Here is a 23,762-nt window from a genome sequence, read left to right as displayed (position 1 = left end):
GTCTGATCTTATTAAGATTAGGACTTACGCACTTTACAAATTAACCATGATGTGCATTAATGAAAATCCCTCCTTTCAGACTTTCGGCGATTAACTTCCCAACAATAGCGATCGCTCAAAAGTGATCAAGAAATCACGTTAAAATGCCCGAAACCTACATATCACATTTAGTCAATCCTGTCAATGGGCAATCCCTAAAGATTTTGTTAAAATCTCAGCCTTATCAGTTATCAGATGTGAGTTTTCAGTTCACTGTTTACTGTTCACTGTTCACTGATAAAATCTCCCCACTTCCCCACTTCCCCCCGCAACGCGCACGAAGTGGTCTCCCCACTTTACCACTTCCCCACTTCCCTAACAATAGTTGTTTAAACTAGGCTCGATCGAGTAAGTTAGAATCGAGGATGATAGATATAGTGCTAGACTTCGGGGTTAGAATATAGCTCGACTCTAGAAGTTAAAAACAGCAAGATTGCTGCTGAAAGCTGACGGCTATAGATAAAGACTCGATTCTTGAATTTAAGCACCGAGAAGGGAGATAAAGATGGTCAATTTTGGGCTGAATTCGGCCAGTATCTTAGGAATTTTTCTGGCAGTGGCCGGAGCGGGATTATACTTCCTGCGCTCGGTGCGGCCGGAACTTTCCAGGGATCATGATATATTTTTTGCCGCCGTTGGTTTACTGTGCGGTTTGATTCTACTTTTTCAAGGGTGGCGACTGGATCCGATTTTGCAATTTGGACAATTTTTGCTGACCGGGGCAGCGGTGTTTTTTGCCTTCGAGACGGTAAAATTGCGGGGTTTAACCACGGAACAGGCCCGCCGCGGCACGTCTTTTGTGGATGAACGTCCTGTGAGTCGGGAATATCAGGCCGAATTAGAACCCCTCGACACCTACGAACCGGAGGAACGTTACGAAGATAATCCCCGTTTACGCGGTTACGAGGATCCCCGCTCTTCCCGCACTTCTAGTTATCAGGACGAGGAACCCCGCAGCACCCGCACCCGTCGGCCAGCCGATACCAGCAGTCGCAAAACGACTAATCGTCGTCCCCGCAATAGTTCTCCCACTAGCGATCGAGATGTTTATGATCAGCGCCGTAGCGGTGATGATTGGGAAGAAACCAGTCCCCGTCCCCGTCGTCGTCCCGCTAGTGAAGAGACGAGCAGTAAACCGCCCCGCACTAGCCAAAAACGTCGTCCTCGCCCAATAATTGAGGATGATCCGCCATTTAAAGGGGAATACGTCGATTATCAACCGATCGATCCTAGGGATACGAGCGATCAAGAAGATTGGGAGAGACCGGATAATAGTGAACGGGAGTCGAGTAATGATAATCCGACTAGGTTTGACTATTAAGGAGTAGGTCCGATGACCAAAGCTCCCTTTTTCCTGTTTATCTGCTTGTTTTTAGGGGTTATAGGCGGTTGTAATCTCAATAACCCCGGTTTATCTACAGGAACCCTAAATAGTCGCTATAATGACGAAAAACCTGCCCTCAGCGGTGATGGTCGTTGGCTGGCTTTGCTGTCTAATCGTCGCGGTAGTAATCAGATACTGCTTTATGATTTGCAGACAAAACAATATCAGACCCTAGGGGGATTATATACGGGTCAAGAAATTACCGATAGCCCTAGTTTAAGCCAAACGGGGCGTTATCTGGCTTATGTGGTGATTATTGAGGGTCGTCCCGTCATCGCTTTATATGATCGCATTACCGATCGCTCTGAGTTATTGAGTCAAAATTATCGCGGTTGGTTGCGAAATCCCCGTCTTAGTCCCGATGGTCGTTATCTTGTCTTCGAGTCCGCTCGTCGGGGACAATGGGATGTGGAGGTTCTCGATCGCGGTCCGAATATCGAGTTAGATATTGCCGATGGCAGTCCCGTTGAAAGTCCCAAACCGTGAAACGTTATTTTTTTATTAGTCTTGTTGCTGTAACTAGTTTGTTAACTGGATGTGCGGGTTATCCCAGTTTATTGTCTTTTCCTTTCGATCAAGGGGGGAGAAGTTTAAACAGTGCTGCTAGTGAATTAACTCCCTATCTTGCCTCTCGCTATCTAGTTTTTGCTTCCGATCGCAATGGTTCCCAAGCTATCTATCTTTTTGATGCTATCGATCGCCGTTTACTGCCTTTACCCGGACTAAATTCTCTCGATCAGATCGCTTCTAGTCCTTCCATTAGTGAAGATGGTCGTTATATCGTTTTTACTGCTAGTCGTCAGGGAAAAACGGCTATTTATCTGTATGATCGACAAACTCAACAGAGAAGGGAAATTGCTCCCGATCTGCTCGCGGAAGTACGCAATCCGATCATCAGTGCCGATGGTTCTAAAGTGGCTTTTGAAGCGGCAAAAAATGGGCAATGGGATATTATGATTTACGATCTATCTGGACGGGTATTAATCAATGAAAATCAGTGATTATTAAGTAATAGGACAAAATTAACTTCTTAGTTAGGAAAGGCACTCATGCAAAAGGCAAAAGGTAGTTAGATATGTATAATTAATTGTGTCTAGCTACTTATCACCGCCACCGGGAAGAACTTTTTTAGCAAACCCTAAGCTAAGATGTATTTAAACCGCTTATTCTTAGGTTAGCCGAATCTCCCCCAATCCCTTTACTATTGCCTCTTGCCTCTTGCCTCGTTTCAACAAGCAATTTAAATTACGAACAGTTTATCTTAAACCCATAGCTTTTAGTCGATGTTCTAGAAATTGTTTTCCCTGTTTTTCCCCGTCAGCGATCAGACGCTGAATATTGGCGGGAGAGCGATCAAGTTTACTTTCATAGTTGAGACTATTGGCTAATTCCGCCGACATTTCGATCATAGGAATATGGTAATCTTGATCGGGATCTTCCGGGAAAGATTTAGGAATTTTAAATGGTTCTTTTAATTCGATCTCGCGCAAGAATTCCTCTTTAAAGGCTCCTTTAAGAAATAATTGATTGAGAAAGTCAATCTGATCGAGACTTTGAAATAGGGAAACATTGCCTTCTAATTCATTGCGGCGATCAGCAATATCATCGGATTGCACGGGGATCTTATCTCTAGAGGTGGGATTAATTTTAATTACCCAAATTTCATCGGGAATATTTTCGACTCCGACAAATTCACGGCGAATTAAAGAACGGATGGGGGGATTATCGGAAAATAGTCCATCCCAGTAGGCCATAGTTTCAATGGTGACAGCAGGAAAAATGTTAGGAACACAGGCAGAAGCTAGGATATGTTCAATTTTAACCGCTTCCTCGCGCGAGTTAAATTTACTTAATTTTCCTGTCAGGACATTACAGGCCCCCATTAATAAAATTGGCGGTTCGGGTTTAGCTCCCCAAGTGGCTAATTCAGAGAAATCAATATGCGCTCTTAGTAACTGATCAAAGTTGGTAAAGCGACTGCGTAAACCGTAGGTAGCTAGGGAAAATAAGGTTTTAGTAATCGGAGAGGAAGGACTGAGATTATACTGGGGAATTAATCCTTTGCTGGCTAATTCTAGGGTTTTAATGGCTGAGTCATTAAATAGTTGTTCTTGGGGAGTTCGAGCGCTATTATCTTCCCAAAAATCAATCATTCTTTTCCAAACGATGCTATCACCTTTTTTGAGAGCATACCAGGTGAAAAAGGCACAGATAGCACCGCCAGAAGTACCACTGAGACTGACAATATTAAAGTAATCTTCCACTTTATTGTCAAATAATGCTTTTAATGCACCGGCAGTAAAAGCAGTTTGACTGCCGCCTCCCTGACAAGCGATCGCAATTTTGGCTTTCATAAATATCCTTTGAATGGCTTATATCTAAGCCCTAGGCTTTTAATTTAAGGTTAATTGAAAACCTAGAATCGGATGCAAAAATATAGAAATTTTTCTGATTTTCAGAGGAGCTGCTCGGGAGATTTTGCTATCACTTCTAGAAAAGGATAGGATTTCAAGGGAATTGTCTAGGTAATTAGCTGAAGCCATCAGCCTGCGGCTATATTCAAGCGATAATAACTAGAAAAATGGAAAAACTGATAACTGATAACTGATAACTGATAACTGATAGATTAAATTACTGTCCCGTCGGGAATAGTGGCATTTTTGAAAATAACCACGATGCCGCTGCGAACATAGAAACCTAAATCTTCGCGATTAGCTTCTTCCACACGATCTTTGTTAACAATTAAAACATTGGAACCAATGCGAGCATTTTTGTCCACAATTGCCCGACGAATAGTGGAACCAGGGCCGATACCCACGGGAATTTTGGCATTTCCGATCAGACTTTCCCGTTCGGGGAAAGACTCATAAAAGTCGGCTCCCATCAGCATTGTATCCTCGATCGTGCAGTCTTTGCCGACTCGACTACGAATACCTAAAATCGAGTGATGGATGCGACATTCTTTGAGAATACAGCCTTCAGAAATCATCGATTCTGTCACCGTACAATTGAGCATTTTTGTCGGTGGCAGATAGCGAGAACGGGTATAGATGGGGGCTTTTTCGTCGTAGAAACTAAAGGCGGGATTTGGTTGTTGGGTCAAGGCGAGATTAGACTCATAAAAGGCTTCAATCGTCCCGATATCTTCCCAGTAACCCTTAAACAAATAAGCCTGAAGATTGTAGTCTTTAGCGGCAGAGGGAATAATTTCCTTACCGAAATCGGTCTGTTCTTTATTGGCATCGAGCAGATCGATTAAAACATTCTTTTTAAAGACATAAATTCCCATGGAAGCAATGTAGGGACTTTGACGAGCTTGGTCGGGACTTAAGCCTAAAATCGTCGTATCTACCCGCATTCTTTCCAATTCTGCCCCTTTGGGTTTCTCATAAAAATCGACAATTCGCCCCGAATCATTAATTTTCATCACCCCAAAAGCGGAGGCCCGACGTTCATCGATGGGAACCACTGATAAAGTGATATCGGCGTTGGTTTCCCGATGGCGTTCGATGAACTTGCTGTAGTCCATGCGATAGAGATGATCTCCCGAGAGAATCAGATATTCATCGATATCCCAATCCTTCATCGTCCAGATATATTGTCGTACTGCGTCGGCCGTGCCTTGGAACCATTGAGGATTTTCCATGGTTTGTTGAGCCGCCAAAACTTCCACGAAACCATCACTAAAACCCGTAAAATTGTAGGTACGATTGAGGTGACGATTGAGGGAAGCGGAGTTAAATTGCGTCAACACATAGATTTTGTCAATCTGGGAGTTAATACAATTGCTGACGGGAATATCGATTAAGCGATATTTTCCCGCTAGGGGGACGGCAGGTTTTGCCCGCAGTTTCGTTAACGGATAAAGGCGAGTTCCGGCCCCGCCACCCAAGATAATAGCTAATACTTTTTTCACGCGCGTAACCCTCGCGATTGGCTGTTTCCTTCTCAAAGTAAGTGTAGGATGATAGCGCACCTTATTGATAGAGGGGAAACAAAAATCTAGATCCAAAAGTCATCAAGAGGGAATTGATCGGAGTCTTTGCGGATAAATTCGCTAAAATCATGAATTTTTGGGCTAAATCATTAATATTCACCTTTTTTCTCCCTTTACCGTACCTAATGCCCGCCACGGTGATGGGCGATCGCTGTTCTTGGTTAGCCCAAGGTTCCGATGTACAGACTTTCGGTAAACAGGGCCAAAGCGGAAAAGATGGCAAGATCGGCGGCCAAGGCAAAAATAGTGACAGTTTAACCCTTTTTCTCGATGGTTCTCCCCTAAAACTCGATATTTCAGGACAAAAAGGGGTCGATGGTGAAAATGGCAGCAATGGCAGCGATGGCAACTGTAGCGGTCAACCGGGCAACGTAACACGAAATCTTCAGGCGGCCGGTGGTGGTAACGGTGGCAATGGGGGTAATGGGGGTGATGGGGGCAATGGCGGCGCTTTAACCCTCTATGCCACTAATTTAGATTTTTTAAGACAAGTAACGGTCAATGCGGCTGGAGGCGCCGGGGGTTTTGGGGGTCAGGGAGGCCAAGGGGGCAAGGGTTGTCGCTGTTCCCAACCTTTCTGGACAATTCAAACCTGCAGCGGTAGGCCGGGTGATGCCAATTATAGCTGTACCACCAGAGAATTTAGCTGTCAGGATGGTCTGGATGGGGCGACGGGTAATAGTGGTCGTAACGGTCGCGAGGGTCGTTTAGGACAGTTAACTTTAATTCAAATCGATCGCCCTTTAACTGCCGATCAACCGAGCGCAACTGTTCCCCTGTCGGAGTTAAAAGAACGGGGTTATATTCTATCTAAAAATACTTGGGAGACTCGCACTGGGGCAATGTCTTTATTTGCCCCCGGTTCCCTGATCGATGATCAATTTCGAATTTTATTAGATCGATCGGAACGTTCTTTTATTTTAATTTGGAATGCGCCTCAAGAGTTTAACCGGTTTACTAATCAGCGTTTTACTTTAACCCTCGATGATCAAAAGGAAATGAGGGTAACTGTCCCCAGTGAACTCTGGATCGAGGGAACCACTCAAAAACGCAATAATGTTACGGAATTTGTCGTTTATAATGCTGTTTTTGAACGAGATGTTACCCGATTAGAAGCAAAAGGTATTACAGGAAATGGTACTGATTTAAGGCTTTTTCTCGAAGATAAAGCTTCTCAATCAAATTTAATCGGCACTAAATTTAAACTGCGTTATCGCGTCACTCGTTGGCAAGCAGATGACCTGCAAACCAGTCCCAGAACCGATTTTGTCACTCGCTATGAAGGAGATATGCCTGCTAATTTGATCCGACAGGAGGGCAATCAATTTATTCTGGATATCGGTCAATTACCCTTACCTGTGGAATCTTTGCGATCGGGTACGGGGATAGAAATTGAGTTACTTGCTAGTCGTTCTTTTGCCGGTTATTCCAAAGAACAAAAAATCGTCATCCGCGACACGATTAAAGGGGCAAATATCCCACGGAGATAAGTCAAAAAAGTCCCCTTGTCCTTTCTCCGGTGCAGTCTTAACCAGTAATTTAAGTAGCTGGTTATAATTAAATTAAAAATGGATTTTGCCTTTAATCCCCCCTTGATCCCCCCTTGATAAGGGGGGTGCCGATAGGCGGGGGGATCCCCCCTTAATCCCCCCTTGATAAGGGGGGTGTCTGACAACTTTTAACGCCTACCTACTTAGATAGTCAACTTACCAAAAGGCTCTAAAATATCTTGAGAGGAAGACTGGTTATTCTCTGGGTTTCCCCAGAGAATGTCCCGATCAGCAATCAATGGCTACCCTCAAGGAGAAAATCAAGGGAAAGATGGGCAATATTTTAAGTGTGGCGCCGATGATGGATTATACCGATCGCCATTTTCGCTATTTTTGGCGACAAATTAGCCGTCGTCCCCTTCTCTACACGGAAATGATCACGACGATGGCAATTAAACACGGTGATCGCGATAAGTTGCTGGGGTTCTCCCTAGCAGAAAAACCTCTAGCTTTGCAGTTAGGGGGTGATAATCCCTATCTTTTGGCAGAATGTGCTAAAATAGCCGAAGATATGGGTTATGACGAGGTAAATCTCAATGTGGGTTGTCCTAGTTCCAGGGTAAAAGAGGGCAATTTCGGCGCTTGTTTGATGGCTAACCCGGAATTAGTCGCTAGGGGAATATCGGCAATGAATCAAGCTGTATCGATTCCCGTGACTGTAAAACAGAGAATTGGCATTGATCATCAGGATAGTTACGAAAATATGGCGAATTTTGTCCGTATTGTTGCGGATGCGGGTTGTCAACGTTTTACCATCCATGCGCGTAAAGCTTGGTTACAGGGATTAAGTCCCAAGGAAAATCGCACCGTTCCCCCTTTACGTTACGATGATGTTTATCGCCTAAAAAATCAGTTTCCCCATTTGTTTATTGAAATTAATGGCGGTATCATTAATTTAGAACAGGCTAGACAACATTTACAATTAGTAGATGCGGTCATGATCGGTCGGGCAGCCTACGATAATCCCTATTTATTTGCCACAGTCGATCGAGATTTTTATGGGGAATCGGTTACTCCTCCTACCCGGGAAGAAGTAATCAAAAAAATGCTTCCCTACATCGATGAATGGGTGAGTAAAGGTTATAAATTACACCAGATCAGCAAACATCTTTTACAGCTTTTTGCCGGTCAGCCCGGAACTAAGGCTTGGAAGCGTTATATTAGTGAAAATAGCCATTTTCCTGGGGCCGATTCCAGGGTAATCTGGCAAGCTTTACAGCAGGTAAACTCCCTAAATGATCTGGCTAATCTGTCAGCTTCCCATTGATTTATTTTCCTTTCTATGATTACCCAATCCTCAATTACTGCTGGGGTAAAAAATTCAGCTATGGCGGATTTTGTTTATCAACCTCCCCAGGCAGCTATCACAGCTAAACGTATTTTAATTAAACCTAATTTAGGTTATCCTGTGCCACCACCAGTAACGGTTAGTCTGCCGGTATTAAGTCAAGTTTTGCGGGGATTGAGAGGGGTAAATCCTGGGGCAGAAATCATTTTACTAGAGGGAGTTTGTTCGGCTATTTCTTTGAGAGAAATTATCGATATTTTGGGTGTAAAATCTATTCTCGATCCTGGAATAACTATTCTTGATGCTGATAGTTTACCACAGCAAGAATATCCGAATCTTTCCCCTTCTCCTGTCCGTTTTCCCTCGATGTTTGCCCCTAAAATTATCGAAGAAGTGGATTGTCGGATCACGATTGGAACCTTAAAACGCACCCATTTAAAGGATAAACCCTTGATTTCTGCTTCTTTAAAAAATCTCTATGGACTCTTTCCCCGTAGTCATTATAAAGCCCGTAGTCCTAACTCGCGGGGGCAATTACATCGCCCCTCCGTACCGCTAATTTTACAGGATGTTTATTTTTGTATCGGTCATCTTTTTGATGGGGCAGTGGTGGACGCTAATCTCAAATATTTTAGTAGTAATTGGCGACCGGATCGAGGAAAATCTATTCCTCTCGGTCAAGTGTTTTGGGGTGATGATATGATTAGCGTGGATCGCAGTGCTTGCCTGTTAGGTGATGAACCGATGCCGAGTTATTTAAATGCGATCGATTTGCTTCGTTCTCAACTTTTAAACGGAACCAATTAAAGTTAATAATTCTTGGCTAAAATAGGCAAACACTTGTATTAAATAAGCTCTGGCTTATTATTTCTACTGCAAAGCCTTCCGCTCCTAGGCTGACATGACGGGATTTTATACTAAATCCTGTTTAAAAAGTATAGGAGAGTGGGGATCACCGGAACGAGGGGGAAACAATCTATAACTGGGTTTTTAGGGAAGGGAGCGAGGTGCGTTTGGCATTCTCAAAGATTAACCCATTGTCGGTTAAAGCAACTGCTCTTTAGGTTGCCCAAAACCCCCCTCGGTGAGGATGTCAAGCGTCTATCCAGATGCTGCCGTCTTCGATGCGAAGGGGATAAACGGGTAAAGCTTGGGGTTGAGAAACTGCCGCCATCGCTTTGTTAACCACTGGGGGCCAGGTAATCCAATCTTTGACAGCACCACTACAGAGATCAAAAGAACTACGATGCCAGGGACAAACGATCGCGCCATCCTCGGTAATTTGGCCCTTCGTCATCGATAATTTTAAATGGGGACAACGATTACCGACGGCGTGGAATTGACCGTTATTGTTAATCAAGAGAATGGAACTGTCCCCCACTTTTACCACTTGACGGGCGCCGGGGGCAAGGGAATCTACAGATAATACTTTTGTCCAACTCATATTTTTATTTAACCAAGGGAGAGATCGAGAATGGTTTCGGGGTAATTTTGGGCAATAATGTCCTGTTTAGCCCATTGTTGGTAATCTTGCAACAATTGACTCATTAAACGCTGTTTAATCCGCAATAAAACCCCTTTTAAGAGACTATTGCCGGCGATTTCTAACAGCGGACGCGGGGTTAACCATAATGGCGGTGGTAGGGCGACTTTCACCTCAAGATTGGCTTTTCCCGCTAGATAGGTTTGATTATTTTTTTCCACAGGAGCGAGTTTGCCTTGAACATTGAGGCTAAAGCGATCGTTGATATAATCAATACCTTTGATCTGACAGTCTTCTGATTGCAAAAATATCGTCCCCTCAGAGGTGGCCCAGACATTAAGAATAACCGTGGGCTGAAAATAGTACATATTCAAGAAGTTTAGGGGACGCATTTTTAGGCGAAACCGACTCTCAGACAAGTGTTCTGTTAAGCTAGTCTCAACGATAGCCTGTACTAATCTTTGCGGTTGGCGCAGATAATGCTGAATCGGGATGGTTTGTTCGGCAACAACAATTTCTAGGGATTCGGCAGCGGTAAAAGTTACTTCCATACGTTGGTTATCTTAAATTTGTCTCCCTTCTTAATTTTACTTGACAAAACTTACACTTTTCGACAGTCCAGATGTAGAAATTTTACCACTAAGAGGGGACATAAACCAGATTTTTGCCCAAAGTTAGGCTTTTTTCAGTGATCAGCGATCAGTTATCAGTGGGGGGTTTTAATTGACGATCCCATCGCACTAAGCGCTTCGGGATTCCCTGTTCATCCAGTTACCTTATCTATTAGGCTTTCACCTAATAGACAGTGGGTAGTCTGTCCGAGGGCTTGAATTTCTTTCTGTCCGCCCGACAGTATTTGCCCGTGCGAGAATGTTTATAGCGGCGTTTTCATCTCTATCCAAGACACACCCACAAGAACAAACATGAGTTCTTACAGATAATTTTTTCTTGACAATATTACCACAACTAGAACATTGTTGGCTAGTATATTGTGGATTTACCGCTACCACAAACTTCCCGTGTATTTTCCCAAAGTAGTCTAGCCAATCGGTGAACATTGACCAGCTTGCATCTGAAATAGATTTAGCAAGCTTGGGATTTTTCACCATATTAGATACCTTCAAGTCCTCATAGACTACCAAATCGTTAGATTGGATTAACGCTTTTGCTGTCTTGACGGCAAAATCTTTACGTTGTCTAGAAACTTTTAAATGAAGGCGGGCTACTTTAGATTTCTGCTTTAACCTTTTTTGGCTTCCCTTTTTCTTTTTTGAGAGTTTACGTTGAGCCTTTTTTAGTCTTTTTTCAGACTTACGAAGAAACCGTGGGTTATCAATTTTATCCCCATTAGAGTCAGTCAAGAAATGGTTTAAGCCTAAATCAATCCCTACTTCTTTTCCTGTAGAGTCAAGCGGTTCTTTTCTCTCAATGTCTAAGACAAATTGACAATAAAAGCCATCTGCTCGTCTAATAAGCCTGACTCTCTTGATTGTGGTTTTGTCTAAGAGTTGACGATTAAAAGTGCCGATTAGCTTTAATTTTCCTATCCCTGTTTTATCCGTGATGTGGATAAACTTCTTGTCTTCTGTCAGTTTCCAACCAGAAGATTTGTATTCTACAGACCTTGAGAACTTTTTAAATTTGGGATAGCATTTTTTCGCCGAACCCTTCTGACAATTGTCATAAAAACGGGATATAGAAAACCAAGCTCTTTGGGCACTTGCCTGACGAGCCATAGAGTTGAGTTTACCGACAAAAGGAAATTCAGAACTGTTGGCTAATTCTGTAGTTAGCCTACACAAAGTAGCATAGTTAACCTGATCTTCTTTGGTAGAGTCCATCCAAAATCTTAGGCACTTATTCCGAATAAACTGTCCCACCTTGATAGCCTCTTGAATGGCTATTTTCTGGTGTGAATTAGTTTTTAACTTAAACTCTATAACTCGCATCGATTCGACCTTTCAATATGTTATGCTATGATTATAGCAATCCACTGTACAAAGTGTCGTGTCAATGGCATGAAAGCTGATTATTTTAAGACTCGTAGGGCTACCTTTAACCTCACCGTTCACATAGTCCTTGTTATCAAATATCGCAGAAAGGTGTTTCAGAAAGAGCATCTGGAGTTTTTGAGAATAGCTTTTCAAAACATAGCCGAGAAATGGAAGGCGAAGATAATAGAGATTAACGGAGAATCAGACCATATCCATATCCTTCTGACTTACCCCCCTCACAAGCTGTTAAGTAGTCTAATCGCTAACTTAAAATCAACTTCTTGCCAGCTGATGTGGGATAACTTTTCAGACCACTTGGGAGAAGGGGAATTATCAATTATGAATTATGAAGTGGGAAGAATAAATAAAAATAATCTCCTGACTCGGAGAATTCTAACCCAATGGTAGATGTTGGATTTTTGCAGGAGTTCTATTTTCCGACAAAGATAAGCAAAAATTATATATTGACTCCAAAAGCTTGAGAATATTTAAATTAACATTCCGCAATATTTACAAATTCTTAAGAATTAATTGAGAAAGATTTTTATTTAACAACGATGTTGTAATGGTTACAGCGATTTGATATAATTTCACAATGGGTTACTTTGTGCTTTTTTGAGAAGCAATGGTTGAAACCCTTGCCACACCTACAAGGTGATCCTAATTAAAACGGGTAAATTAGTCAATTTCACCGACAATGATGATCTTTTTTTTGTGTAGTTTTATTGCAGAGAAAAAGTTTTTTTGACAAAAAGCACAAAGTGTGATATGAAACGAACGTATTTCTGGCTGCCAGTAGTTATTGCAGAGTGGGAGTTGGGGAGAAGGGAGAAGAGCGAAGAGAGTGGGGGAATTATAAATTATGAATTGGGGAGATGGGTGATGGGAAGTGTCGTGAAGTTAAGTCCAAAAGATCAACAGGCTCTACAATGATAACAAGTGAGACCTCTAGGGAAAGGAAAATAATCATGAAGCCGATAGACCTAATTAAAGTCTTGATTGCCGACGATCACGATCTAACTTGTTTAGGACTCAAGACTTTAATTTCCCAGCAGCCGCATTGTCAGGTGGTGGGAATTGCGGTTAATGGTCAACAGGCGATCGACTTGGCGAAAAGTTGTCAACCGGATGTAATTATTTTAGATGTACGGATGCCTATCTTAGATGGACACAGCGCCGCTATTCAGATCAAACAATTCGACACCCATGTCCGCATTATCGCCTATAGTTCCTTGGCAAATCTTCCAATGGAAAAAAATAATCAAACTACAGCCTTTGATCTATACTGCTGTAAAGATATATCTTCCCAAGATCTGATCAAAGCGATCGATGACTTGGGAAAATTAGCACAATCGGACAAATCTCAATTCCGTCGAGTCGGATAGTTAACTAAGTTTTTCTTCAGGAAAAGTTGCTTGAAACTCATCGAGTAATTCATCCAACTCCTCAAGAGCTTGATTAACATCCAATCTCAGGCCGCCAATGTCGGGTTTATCGCGCAATTGCAGTAAATAATCGCGTTTATTAGCCATTTGTTTCACTTTATCGATCAAGCTGGTTTTATCCATAATTCACCCTCTGGTACTGACTGCGATTATATCTCAGTCAGCCCCTATCAGTGGCTCTCCTGCAAAAATCAAAAATCTTCTCTTGGGTGAGGAGACAGAAAACCCTGAGACAGGAGGATAAAAAAAGACAAGAGACAAGCACCCTATCTATAAAAACTACAATTATGTCAAATTTATCTGATATTTTCGATATTTTAGCCCGATAGCGGCTCGATAACCTAACTTCTGTAGCAGATATACTGATGACTGATAACTAATAACTGATTTTCCTATGTTCCCTGTAGATTTTCACCGCTCAGAAATAACTACCGTTGCCGATCCTATTTATCTAGAAATCTTTAAAAATCTCTATCAATTTATTGCCGAAGAAATGGGGATTACTCTCCAAAATACGGCAGCAAGTGTCAATATTAAAGAGCGCCTAGACTTCTCCTGTGCTATCTTTGATGAGGTGGGAAATTTAATCGCCAATGCTCCTCATATTCCCGTCCATTTAGGTTCTATGGCCGATAGTGTCAAAAGCTTAATTCAGGATAAAGGTGAGACGATTCGTCCAGGGAATGTTTATCTGGCTAATAATCCTTATAATGGCGGTACTCACCTGCCGGATGTCACAGTAATTAGTCCTATTTTTGACCGCCAAAATCAGGAAATATTATTTTATCTTGCCTCCCGGGGACATCAAGCTGATATCGGTGGAATTACCCCCGGTTCTATGCCTCCCCATTCTGTCCATATTAGCGAAGAAGGAATTTTATTCGATAATTTTTTGCTGGTAGCGGCGGGACAGTTTCGGGAACAAGAATTAATTAATCACTTAACTAATAGTCCTTTTCCTGCACGCAATATCGCCCAAAATATTGCCGATTTTCAGGCACAAATAGCCGCTAATGCCAAGGGGGAAAGAGAATTACATAATATGGTTGAGCGCTACGGATTAGCTATGGTTAAAGCCTATCAACAGTTCGTTCAAGATAATGCGGAATTAGCGGTTAGAAAAGCTATATCTGTCCTGAAAGATGGTGAATTTACTTATTATCTGGATAACGGTGCTGTCATCAAGGTCAGAATTAGCATAGATATTGATAATTGTCAAGCAACCATTGATTTTACTGGCACATCTGACCAGTTAAATAATAATTTTAATGCACCCCTAGCAGTGACAAGAGCGGCGGTTTTATACGTTTTTCGTACCCTTGTGGAGGAGGCAATCCCTTTAAATGCTGGCTGTTTCAAACCCCTCCATTTAATTATCCCGTCTGGCTGTTTTCTTAATCCCGTTTATCCAGCGGCCGTAGTAGCAGGAAATGTGGAAACTTCCCAGGCAATAGTTAATGCTTTATACGGCGCTTTAGGCATTCAGGCAGCCAGTCAAGGAACGATGAATAATTTCACTTTTGGCAATCAAGAATATCAATATTATGAGACTATTTGTGGCGGTTCTGGTGCGGGGGCAAATTTTGCGGGAACCGCTGCCGTGCAAACCCAGATGACTAATTCCCGTCTCACCGATCCAGAAGTATTAGAAATGCGCTATCCTGTGTTAGTAGAAAGTTTTAGCATTCGCCCCGATAGTGGCGGCAGGGGACAATATTCTGGAGGTGATGGTGTGATTAGAAGAATTAAATTTCAAGAGGCTATGACCGCCAATATTTTATCGGGTAATCGCCTGATTCCCCCCTTTGGACTGGCGGGAGGAAAAGCTGGTAAAATAGGACGTAATGCCGTGGAAAGAAACGATGGAACTATCGAAGAATTGCCCGGTACTGCGACTGTAGAAATGAACCTTGGTGATATTTTTATTATTGAAACCCCCGGCGGTGGTGGCTATGGAAATTGCTGAACGATAACTTTAATTTTAATTAAGTACCTAAGCAAAATTAAGTAAGTGGTTATAATTAAATTAAAGATGGATCCCCCCTTAATCCCCCCTTAATCCCCCCTTAATAAGGGGGGTGTCTGACGATTTACTGATTAATTCATGACAATTATCTTAGCGATCGAAACCAGTTGCGATGAAACGGCTGTGGCTATTGTTAACAATAACCATGTGTTGAGTAGTGTAGTTTTTTCTCAAATTGATCTCCATCGTCTCTATGGAGGTGTTGTGCCAGAAATGGCCTCGCGACAACACCTAGAAACCATTAATTTTTGTCTAGAAAAAGCTTGGCAAGAAACGGGGTTAAATTGGTCAGAAATTGATGGAATAGCCGCCACAGTTGCTCCCGGTTTAGTAGGTGCTTTAATGGTGGGAATGACGGCGGCCAAAACCTTGGCTATTGTCCACGATAAACCCTTTATCGGCATTCATCATCTCGAAGGTCATATCTATGCTTCCTATCTCGCTGAACCCGATCTTAAACCTCCTTTTTTATCTCTTTTAGTCTCTGGGGGTCATACCAGTTTAATCCATGTGCAGGCCTGCGGTAAATATCAACAATTAGGAACCACTAGAGATGATGCAGCCGGAGAAGCTTTTGATAAAGTGGCAAGATTATTAAACTTAAGTTATCCGGGTGGTCCGATAATCGATCGCATGGCTAAAGATGGTAATCCCCAAGCTTTTCCCTTACCGGAAGGTAAAATATCTTTACCAACCGGCGGTTTTCATGCCTACGATTCCAGTTTTAGCGGTTTAAAAACTGCTGTTTTGCGCTTAGTAGAGAAATTCGAGCCAGATAATTTACCCGTAGCTGATATAGCCGCTAGTTTTCAAGATACGGTAGCCAGAAGTTTAACCCGTCGGACAATCAATTGTGCCTTAGATTATGGCTTAAAAACTATCGCAATCGGGGGAGGAGTGGCGGCCAATAGTGCCTTAAGAAATCATCTGCAAACTGCCGCCAAAAATCATCATTTAACCGTCTATTTTCCGCCGCTTAAACTCTGTACCGATAACGCCGCTATGATTGCTCGCGCTGCTGTTGATCATTATGATCTTGGTCATTTTTCTGACCTTTCTCTCGGTGTTCGTTCCCGTTTACCTTTAAGCGAAGTTATGCAATTATATAATACGTCAGATTTTTAGCTATCAGCCGTCAGTATTCAGAATTGAGGAGATTGCTTTTATCTATTCTCCCCGTCTCCCCACTTCATAATTCATAATTGATAATTCATAATGTTTGGCTTTTTAAATTTCAATAAACCCCCCGATTGGACTTCTCACGATTGTGTGGCCAAAGTCCGAAAAATTCTTAAGACAAAACGAGTCGGCCATGGCGGAACTTTAGATCCTATGGCCACGGGAGTTTTACCGATCGCTGTCGGATCTGCCACCCGATTACTGCCCTATTTACCCGAAAATAAGGCTTATCGGGCAAAAATCCAGTTAGGACTCAGCACCGATACCGATGATATTACCGGAAAAGCGATCGCTACTTGTCCCTGTGCCGATTTAACTTTAGAGGCAGTTAAGCCCCATTTAGCGGAATTTATTGGCAATATTGCCCAGATTCCGCCGATGTATAGTGCTATTCACCAGGATGGTCGCCGTCTCTACGAATTGGCTCGCAAAGGGGAAATAATCGCAGTGGAGCCTCGTCAGGTCAAAATTGACCAAATTACGGTTTTAGACTGGTTAGAGGGCGAATTTCCGCAAATAGAGCTAGATATTCACTGTGGATCGGGGACTTATATCCGTTCCCTGGCCAGAGATTTGGGGAAGGTGTTAGCTGTCGGTGGCACTTTAGCCAGTCTAACGCGCACGGAAAGCTGTGGTTTTCAGTTAGCCGATAGTATTAATCTGGAAGCTTTAATGGCTAATTCTGAAGGTTTAATTTCGCCTCGCATTGCCTTGGCACATCTAGACTGGATTTCTTTGACATCAGAAAGAGTTATCGATTGGTTTCACGGCAGAAAAATTAATCTAACCGATACAAATGTTATGATCGGTTCTCTGGTTGCCGTGGAGTCTTTAGAAGCTCAATTTATCGGCATTGGTGAGATAGTTGTCCGAGAAGATGAATACTGCCTACAGCCTAAAATAGTTATTCAGCAATAGGGTTAATAATTAGGGTCTGCTGAAAAAGTTTTTCGTCGGGACAGGGTGTGGGGTGTGGGGTGTGGGGTGTGGGGTGTGGGGAGAATAAATAAAATAATCTCCTATCTCCTGACTCCTGACGACCGACTCCTAACCCTAACAACAGTTTTTGATTTTTACAATAGGTCTAGTATAAACCCACTGATTATGATTTTTTTTGGCCACGATTTTTTTAGAAGCGACCAAAGATTTTAGACAAAGATTGAGCATAGAAACGGGACGATTTAAGCGTTGGCTCAATTCTTGAACTGTGATTCCTTGGGGATAAAATTGCATAAGTTCAAAAATTTGTGCGCTAGTATTTAGTCCTTTTGTCGGACTAATAATCTTGATAGCCAAGGCTAGTAATCGGGAGAAACGACAGGCCATTAGACCCTTGTTTGTCGCTGCTTTGTTCCGATCAATCTAGCCTTTTTTTCGAGAAGTTATTAGGGTTTAAAATGCTAATAAAACCTTGACGGAAATAGAGATTAATTTGTTCCCATAATCTCTTGAATAGCAGATAAAAGACGATCAATTTCCTCATCAGTGCCGATAGAAATCCGCACATAATTCTGAATGCGAGGATGTTTAAAGTATCGCACTAATATCTGACGCTCTTTGAGTTGATTATATAACTCACTGGCACTAATCTGGGGGGGAGAAGCGAGGATAAAATTAGCTTCCGAGTCAAAAACAATAAATCCCAACTCGCGCAGAGAAGTAATTAAACGGCTGCGGGTTTGACGGACTTTTTGCCAAACTTGCTCAAAATAATTATGGTGTTTTAAAGCTGCTGTGGCTAAAGTTTGAGCGATGCGATCTAAATTATAGGAATCACGCACCTTATCCATCTGTTCGATAATGGCCCTGGAAGCAAAACCAAAACCGACTCTTAACCCCGCTAAACTATAACTTTTCGACATAGTGCGACTAATGATGACATTATCGTAACGGGAGAGAAAATCGAGATGATTGTCATCACTAAAATCCACATAAGCTTCATCAATTAATACCAATCCCGACGCATTAGCACAGGTTGCTTCTAAATAGTTGCGATCAAGATGTTTCCCGACGGGAGGATTAGGAGAAGCCAGAAAAATTAATTTCGCTTCCGGACAAATAATCGGTCCGGCTAATTCAAATTTATCATTAGTGGGAAATTCGATAATATTTGCCCCGTGTACCCGGGCAATTGTCTCGTAAAGGGAATAGGTTAAATCTAAAAAAGCGACACTTTCGCCAGGGTTAACAAAAGTTCGCAGGGCGATATTAAGGATATCATCGGACCCATTACCTGCGATTATCTGATCGGCTGTTATGCCGTATAATTCCGCCGCCGTTTGCCGTAACTCTTTGGAGATAGGATCGGGATAGAGTCGGACTTTCTCTAATTGCTCTGGCAGGTGGGAAAAAATTTCCGCCGGTGGGGGATAGGGATTCTCATTGGTGTTAAGTTTGGTAAATCCCGCAGTTTGGGGCTGTTCTCCCGGAGTGTAGGCGGGGGTTTGACGAACACAATCGCGTGTAGGTAGCATGGACTCTCTGGGGCGGCAATTTCTAGCAAGCTTTCTATTGTAACAAATCCTTGCCGATGATCGGGGGTTGAATAGATGTCAACCCCCAATGGTAAAACTAATTAGGGTTCTACCCAACGGCCATCGGCTTTAATTAAATTAATCAACTCGTTGACACCTTCACTTTCGGGGACGCGTTTAATTTCCTCGCGACCGCGATAAAGGGAGATATAACCGGCCTGTTTCCCCACATAACCATAGTCTGCGTCGGCCATTTCTCCCGGTCCATTGACAATACAACCCATAACGGCGATATCGAGTCCGGTGAGGTGTTGAGTCGCTGCCCGCACTTGCTGCAGGACATCTTCTAAATTAAAAAGAGTGCGACCACAGGAAGGACAGGCAACGTATTCGACCATAGTTTTCCGCAGTCCCAGGGCCTGGAGAATGCTGTAACAGACGGGAATTTCCTTTTCGGGAGCTTCCGTCAGAGAAACGCGAATCGTATCACCAATACCGTCCGCTAAGAGAGTGGCAATCCCGGCAGTGGATTTAATTCGTCCGTATTCCCCATCTCCTGCCTCAGTAACCCCCAAATGTAGGGGATAATCCATCCCTAACTCATCCATGCGCTTAACCATGAGACGATAGGCGGCTACCATAACTGGCACCCGGGAAGCTTTCAGGGAAACGACCAGATTGCGAAAATCGAGGGATTCGCAGATGCGGATAAATTCTAAAGCCGACTGTACCATTCCTTCGGGGGTGTCACCGTAGGTAAAGAGCATTCTTTCGGCCAGAGAACCATGGTTAACGCCGATTCGCATCGCTTTATCTTGATCTCGCAGGGAAACTACTAAAGGTTTCAGAGTTTCGGCTATTTTTTCGCCAATTTCATCAAATTCTGCTTGACTATACTCGCTGCGGTCGGCTTTCGGTTTCTCGAAAACGTACAAACCGGGGTTAATCCGCACTTTATCGACGTGCTTGGCCACTTCTAGGGCGATTTTCATGCCGTTGTGATGTACATCGGCTACTAACGGCACGGGTTGATAGGTGGCGAGCAGTTTTTCCCTAATTTTAGCTAAAGCGGTGGCGTGAACCAGACTCGGCACGGTGACGCGGACAATTTCACAGCCGATTTCATGGAGGCGACGGATACCTGCCACGGAACCATCTATATCAAGGGTATCCTCGTTAATCATCGACTGCACGACCACGGGATGACCACCACCGATGGTAACGCTACCTACCCGAACGGGACGGGTTTTGCGCCGGTGAATCGTGGTGTCGAATTCGGAGGCAGTTGCGGGGGGGTTGAGCGTCGATTCCAAGGTTTGCATAGGACTATGACCAACAATCACTCTCCCTATTCTCTCAAAGAACAGCAACAGATTCTAGCCACTCTAATAAAATTGGGTTAAAACGGTCAGGACATTCATCCTGTAAACAATGACCGGCCCGTTCAAATTCTACATATTTAATCCTAGGATTAAGGGAGACAAAACCCTGCGCTAACTGGATGGGAACCATGCGATCTTGCTTGCCCCAACACAATAAAATCGGGATTTCTAAGCGTGGTAAAATTAACTTTGCCGGTGGACAATATTCGGGATGATTGACAGCTTGTGCCAGGGAAATAAAGGCCTCGGCTGCCCCCTCATCTAGGGTTGGGGCGGCGATAATTTGTACTAATTCGTCGCTAACGGCTTTCTTGTCTTCGTAGGCGATTCCTGTCCATTTTTTCAAGACTTGCGGACGACGCAGATAGTAAAATATCGGTTTTAATAGCCAAGGAGAAGTGAAAAAGTTCTCGATAGGAGTGACGATATTTAATAACCAATTGGCGATCATTTCCCGCCGACGGCTGACATCGGGTAAACTGAGCATAACTAATCCGGCTACCATTTCCGGATATTTACCCGCTAGGGCCATACTAACTAAAGAACCGATCGAATTTCCCACTAATACCACCGGTCTATTCATAAAAGTTTGCCAGAAATCGTGTATTTGTTCCACCCAGAGATTAACGCTATAGGGAACCTGTACTTTGCGCGAACCACCAAAACCTAATAAATCTACTGCGTAAACTCGATGATTTTGGCTGAGAATAGGAATATTATGGCGCCAATGTTCGATCGCCGCTCCAAATCCATGCAGTAAAATTAAAGGGGGATTATCGGCATCTTGGCGGTTTTTTGCCGGCATAAAACTATAACGAATTTGCCAACCGCGCCACACCCAATCCCGTTGATAACCGATGCGTTCTGTCCAAGCTGGTGAAGTTGTCACTTAAGTCAAACAATTAAGAGGTTTTCAGGAAATATTATTCTAGTTTTATTATACTGGTTTCCCCGTCCCTAACCGGCAGCCGAATAACATCTTTGTACTACTTTTACCAAATATATTTAAACCTAGGGTTGATCTAGCCTATGCTAAAAAGAGGGGGATTAAAATCGATCGCTCCTAGACTTTAATTGAAAATTTAGGATATTGCACAGATGGGCAATCTATTTGATGATGTCAGTCGCTTTCTTGAAACCCAACTGGAAGAATTTCTCAGAAGTCATCCCCAATTAGAATTACAGGCGCTGGTGGAACAACTGCGCGAACAGGAGCGCGATACTGCTAAACTGATTAGCGCCCTAGAAAATGAGCGTCAACGTCTCGAACAGCAAATTTTGGCCACTGCCCAAGATATCCAAACTTGGCACGCTAGAATTGATAAGGCTAAGGCCGCTGGACGGCAGGACTTGCTGAAGGCTGCTAATGAACGCGAGGCGGCCCTCTTCCGTGAGGGTAATCAACTTTGGGGACGGATGGAAGGGGTGAAAAAACGTCTGAGTCAATCCCAAGAGTTACTGCAACAGGTCCAACAACGTCGTCAAGAAGTGCAAATTAAAGCCGAAAAAGCCCCTAAAAATCAGTCGCGTGACTGGGAAACCACTTTTTGGGATCAACCCCAAGAATCGGACTATCAGCGCTCGAACTACGATAATCTCGATCTAAAATTTAAAGAATGGGAAATGGAAGAAGAATTGAAAAAATTAAAGCGAGAAATGGGACGATAATTTTTCAGTGAGCAGTGAACAGTAAACAGTAAACTGATAACTCACATCTGATAACTGATCACTTGATCACTGATAACTGAAATCCCCAACACCTAAAAATTCCCCAGAATTGTTCCTCTTAGAAAACGATGGCATCTCAAGCACAAAATCCTGAAAATCAACCCTCCTCTACCCTCGAAGAAATCCGGGCCGCTCGTTTAGAAAAAGTGGCAGGATTGCAAAAAGCTGGCTTAAATCCCTACGCTTACCAGTGGAAATCCACCGCTCACGCTCAACAATTACAAGAGCAGTACGCTGACTTAGCACCGGGGGAAGAAATTAGCACAGAAGTAGCCATTGCTGGTCGGATTATTGCCCGAAGAATTATGGGTAAACTAGCCTTTTTTAACCTGCAAGATGAAACGGGAACGATTCAATTATACCTCGATAAAAAACGCATTAGTGAAACCATGGCCGCCGTGCCGAATGCCTTTAACACGGTAATTAAACTGACCGATACGGGCGATATTTTAGGAGCAAAAGGCACAATTAAACGCACAGAACGCGGGGAATTATCTATCTATGTAAACGAGTACGAAATTCTCACCAAATCCCTCTTACCTCTCCCGGATAAATGGCACGGTTTAACCGATGTAGAAAAACGTTATCGACAAAGATATGTGGATTTAATTGTTAATCCCGAAGTGCGACAAACTTTTCGCCGTCGCGCCCAAATTACCGCTGCCATTCGCAGATATTTAGACCAAGAAGGTTTTATTGAAATTGAAACTCCCGTGCTACAAAGTGAAGCGGGAGGAGCCGATGCTAGACCGTTTATCACCTATCATAATACGCTGGAGATGGAGTTATATCTCCGCATTGCCACCGAGTTACATCTAAAAAGATTGATAGTCGGTGGTTTTGAAAAAGTCTTCGAGTTAGGCAGAATTTTTCGCAATGAAGGGGTTTCTACTAAACATAACCCTGAGTTTACTTCCATCGAAATCTATCAGGCCTACGCCGATTATTATGACATGATGGAGTTAACCGAAAACATTATTGTTAACGCTGCACAAGATGTTTTAGGTACGCTGAAAATCACCTATCAAGACAGGGAAATTGACCTAACTCCCCCTTGGCGACGAGTGACTATGCACGAATTAGTCCAAGAAATAACTGGGGTTGACTTGAATAGTTTTGAGGATTTCGAGTCGGCTCGTATTGCCGCAGAAAATGCCGGTATTGGCGTTCCAGAGGACTGTAAAACCATCGGTAAGCTCCTAAATGAAGCTTTTGAACAAAAAGTCGAAGAAACCCTAATACAGCCCACTTTTGTGCTAGATTTTCCCGTGGAAATTTCGCCTTTAGCTAAACCCCATCGCTCAAAAACTGACCTCGTAGAAAGATTTGAATTATATGTGGTTGGACGGGAATTAGCTAATAGTTTTTCTGAGTTAACCGATCCCATCGATCAACGGCAAAGATTAGAAGCACAGGCACTCAAAAAAGCGGCTGGAGATTTGGAGGCCCAAGGCGTTGATGAGGACTTTTTAACCGCTTTAGAATACGGAATGCCCCCCACGGGAGGCTTAGGAATTGGCATCGATCGCCTGATCATGTTATTAACCGATTCTGCCAGTATTCGCGATGTGATTGCTTTCCCCTTATTAAAAAGTCAAAGTACAGCGATTAAATCTTTTGACTACGATCAGGAAAAAAAAATTCTGAAAGTGGAATTTAATCACGGTGGTATCTATCTTTATCATGATCTACCTTTGGCAGTATATAAAGATTTTCAGTCCGCACCATCGAAAGGACAGTTTTTTGTCGGACAAATTCGCGATCAATACAGTTTTGATAAGGAATTGTAAAAG

The 23,762-nt window shown here is 43.0% G+C and carries 22 protein-coding genes and 1 pseudogene; 13 read left to right on the top strand and 10 right to left on the bottom strand.

What is annotated here, in order from left to right:
* Positions 1-544: 544 nt before the first annotated feature.
* From IM475_RS12355 to IM475_RS12345, 3 genes are read left to right on the top strand one after another with little or no spacing between them, the layout of a single operon-like run.
* The gene (locus tag IM475_RS12355; RefSeq protein ID WP_287727740.1) at positions 545-1,360 is read left to right on the top strand and encodes a Ycf66 family protein; all 816 of its coding nucleotides are present in this window, start codon (positions 545-547) and stop codon (positions 1,358-1,360) included.
* A 12-nt stretch (positions 1,361-1,372) separates the two neighbouring features.
* Positions 1,373-1,909 carry a TolB family protein gene (locus IM475_RS12350; RefSeq protein ID WP_002732502.1) on the top strand — a complete coding sequence of 179 codons (537 nt, stop codon included), beginning with the start codon at positions 1,373-1,375 and terminating at the stop codon, positions 1,907-1,909.
* Entirely contained in the window at positions 1,906-2,424 is a 519-nt protein-coding gene (locus tag IM475_RS12345) for a TolB family protein (protein ID WP_287660354.1), read from the top strand. The genes IM475_RS12350 and IM475_RS12345 overlap by 4 nt, the downstream gene beginning before the upstream one ends.
* A gap of 255 nt (positions 2,425-2,679) precedes the next feature.
* On the opposite strand, the gene IM475_RS12340 is transcribed toward IM475_RS12345, so the two are convergent.
* Positions 2,680-3,777 carry a patatin-like phospholipase family protein gene (locus IM475_RS12340; protein ID WP_287727739.1) on the bottom strand — a complete coding sequence of 366 codons (1,098 nt, stop codon included), beginning with the start codon at positions 3,775-3,777 and terminating at the stop codon, positions 2,680-2,682.
* Positions 3,778-4,049: 272 nt separating this feature from the next.
* Positions 4,050-5,339 carry a glucose-1-phosphate adenylyltransferase gene (locus IM475_RS12335; RefSeq protein WP_002784562.1) on the bottom strand — a complete coding sequence of 430 codons (1,290 nt, stop codon included), beginning with the start codon at positions 5,337-5,339 and terminating at the stop codon, positions 4,050-4,052.
* Positions 5,340-5,545: 206 nt separating this feature from the next.
* Between IM475_RS12335 and IM475_RS12330 the strand changes: the two genes are divergently transcribed.
* From IM475_RS12330 to IM475_RS12320, 3 genes are all read left to right on the top strand, one after another.
* Entirely contained in the window at positions 5,546-6,910 is a 1,365-nt protein-coding gene (locus tag IM475_RS12330; protein ID WP_287660361.1) for a collagen-like protein, read from the top strand.
* Between the two features lie 331 nt (positions 6,911-7,241).
* A complete protein-coding gene (gene dusA, locus IM475_RS12325) occupies positions 7,242-8,237 on the top strand; it encodes a tRNA dihydrouridine(20/20a) synthase DusA (protein WP_287727746.1) in 996 nt (331 codons plus the stop codon).
* A gap of 15 nt (positions 8,238-8,252) precedes the next feature.
* Positions 8,253-9,065: a DUF362 domain-containing protein gene (locus tag IM475_RS12320; RefSeq protein ID WP_287660352.1), complete on the top strand. Its 813-nt coding sequence runs from the start codon at positions 8,253-8,255 to the stop codon at positions 9,063-9,065.
* A 286-nt stretch (positions 9,066-9,351) separates the two neighbouring features.
* On the opposite strand, the gene IM475_RS12315 is transcribed toward IM475_RS12320, so the two are convergent.
* From IM475_RS12315 to IM475_RS12305, 3 genes and pseudogenes are all read right to left on the bottom strand, one after another.
* Positions 9,352-9,702, bottom strand: coding sequence for a Rieske (2Fe-2S) protein (locus IM475_RS12315; protein WP_002798923.1), 351 nt, complete (start codon positions 9,700-9,702; stop codon positions 9,352-9,354).
* Positions 9,703-9,710: 8 nt separating this feature from the next.
* A complete protein-coding gene (locus IM475_RS12310) occupies positions 9,711-10,292 on the bottom strand; it encodes a DUF1997 domain-containing protein (RefSeq protein ID WP_287727738.1) in 582 nt (193 codons plus the stop codon).
* A gap of 212 nt (positions 10,293-10,504) precedes the next feature.
* A pseudogene (locus tag IM475_RS12305) lies at positions 10,505-11,690 on the bottom strand (RNA-guided endonuclease InsQ/TnpB family protein).
* 27 nt (positions 11,691-11,717) lie between these two features.
* On the opposite strand from IM475_RS12305, the gene tnpA reads away from it, so the two are divergent.
* Entirely contained in the window at positions 11,718-12,143 is a 426-nt protein-coding gene (gene tnpA / locus IM475_RS22980) for an IS200/IS605 family transposase (protein WP_353737448.1), read from the top strand.
* Positions 12,144-12,664: 521 nt separating this feature from the next.
* Entirely contained in the window at positions 12,665-13,120 is a 456-nt protein-coding gene (locus tag IM475_RS12300) for a response regulator (protein ID WP_287727737.1), read from the top strand.
* Here the strand turns inward: IM475_RS12300 and IM475_RS12295 are convergent, their stop codons facing one another.
* Positions 13,121-13,303: a hypothetical protein gene (locus IM475_RS12295; protein ID WP_002734024.1), complete on the bottom strand. Its 183-nt coding sequence runs from the start codon at positions 13,301-13,303 to the stop codon at positions 13,121-13,123.
* A 271-nt stretch (positions 13,304-13,574) separates the two neighbouring features.
* Here IM475_RS12295 and IM475_RS12290 point away from each other — a divergent pair, with 271 nt between their 5' ends.
* The 3 genes from IM475_RS12290 (at position 13,575) to truB (ending at position 17,303) form a co-directional block, all read left to right on the top strand.
* Positions 13,575-15,146, top strand: coding sequence for a hydantoinase B/oxoprolinase family protein (locus IM475_RS12290; protein ID WP_287727736.1), 1,572 nt, complete (start codon positions 13,575-13,577; stop codon positions 15,144-15,146).
* 138 nt (positions 15,147-15,284) lie between these two features.
* Positions 15,285-16,331, top strand: coding sequence for a tRNA (adenosine(37)-N6)-threonylcarbamoyltransferase complex transferase subunit TsaD (gene tsaD / locus IM475_RS12285; protein WP_287727735.1), 1,047 nt, complete (start codon positions 15,285-15,287; stop codon positions 16,329-16,331).
* Between the two features lie 90 nt (positions 16,332-16,421).
* On the top strand, positions 16,422-17,303 hold the full coding sequence (gene truB, locus IM475_RS12280; RefSeq protein ID WP_287727734.1) for a tRNA pseudouridine(55) synthase TruB: 882 nt from the start codon (positions 16,422-16,424) through the stop codon (positions 17,301-17,303).
* A 135-nt stretch (positions 17,304-17,438) separates the two neighbouring features.
* On the opposite strand, the gene IM475_RS12275 is transcribed toward truB, so the two are convergent.
* From IM475_RS12275 to IM475_RS12260, 4 genes are all read right to left on the bottom strand, one after another.
* Complete coding sequence (locus IM475_RS12275) at positions 17,439-17,711, bottom strand: hypothetical protein (RefSeq protein ID WP_002798928.1); 273 nt, start codon at positions 17,709-17,711, stop codon at positions 17,439-17,441.
* A gap of 101 nt (positions 17,712-17,812) precedes the next feature.
* Positions 17,813-18,859, bottom strand: coding sequence for a histidinol-phosphate transaminase (hisC, locus tag IM475_RS12270; RefSeq protein ID WP_287656993.1), 1,047 nt, complete (start codon positions 18,857-18,859; stop codon positions 17,813-17,815).
* Between the two features lie 101 nt (positions 18,860-18,960).
* Positions 18,961-20,181: a (E)-4-hydroxy-3-methylbut-2-enyl-diphosphate synthase gene (ispG, locus tag IM475_RS12265; RefSeq protein ID WP_287727733.1), complete on the bottom strand. Its 1,221-nt coding sequence runs from the start codon at positions 20,179-20,181 to the stop codon at positions 18,961-18,963.
* 34 nt (positions 20,182-20,215) lie between these two features.
* A complete protein-coding gene (locus IM475_RS12260; RefSeq protein WP_287727732.1) occupies positions 20,216-21,130 on the bottom strand; it encodes an alpha/beta fold hydrolase in 915 nt (304 codons plus the stop codon).
* A 209-nt stretch (positions 21,131-21,339) separates the two neighbouring features.
* Between IM475_RS12260 and IM475_RS12255 the strand changes: the two genes are divergently transcribed.
* Both IM475_RS12255 and lysS read left to right on the top strand, forming a co-directional pair.
* Entirely contained in the window at positions 21,340-21,909 is a 570-nt protein-coding gene (locus IM475_RS12255; RefSeq protein WP_287727731.1) for a TIGR04376 family protein, read from the top strand.
* 128 nt (positions 21,910-22,037) lie between these two features.
* On the top strand, positions 22,038-23,759 hold the full coding sequence (gene lysS / locus IM475_RS12250; RefSeq protein WP_287727730.1) for a lysine--tRNA ligase: 1,722 nt from the start codon (positions 22,038-22,040) through the stop codon (positions 23,757-23,759).
* Positions 23,760-23,762: the final 3 nt, after the last annotated feature.

It is taken from the genome of Microcystis sp. M061S2, assembly GCF_020245605.1.
GTDB lineage: Bacteria > Cyanobacteriota > Cyanobacteriia > Cyanobacteriales > Microcystaceae > Microcystis.
This window is presented reverse-complemented; position numbering and strand designations above follow the sequence as displayed.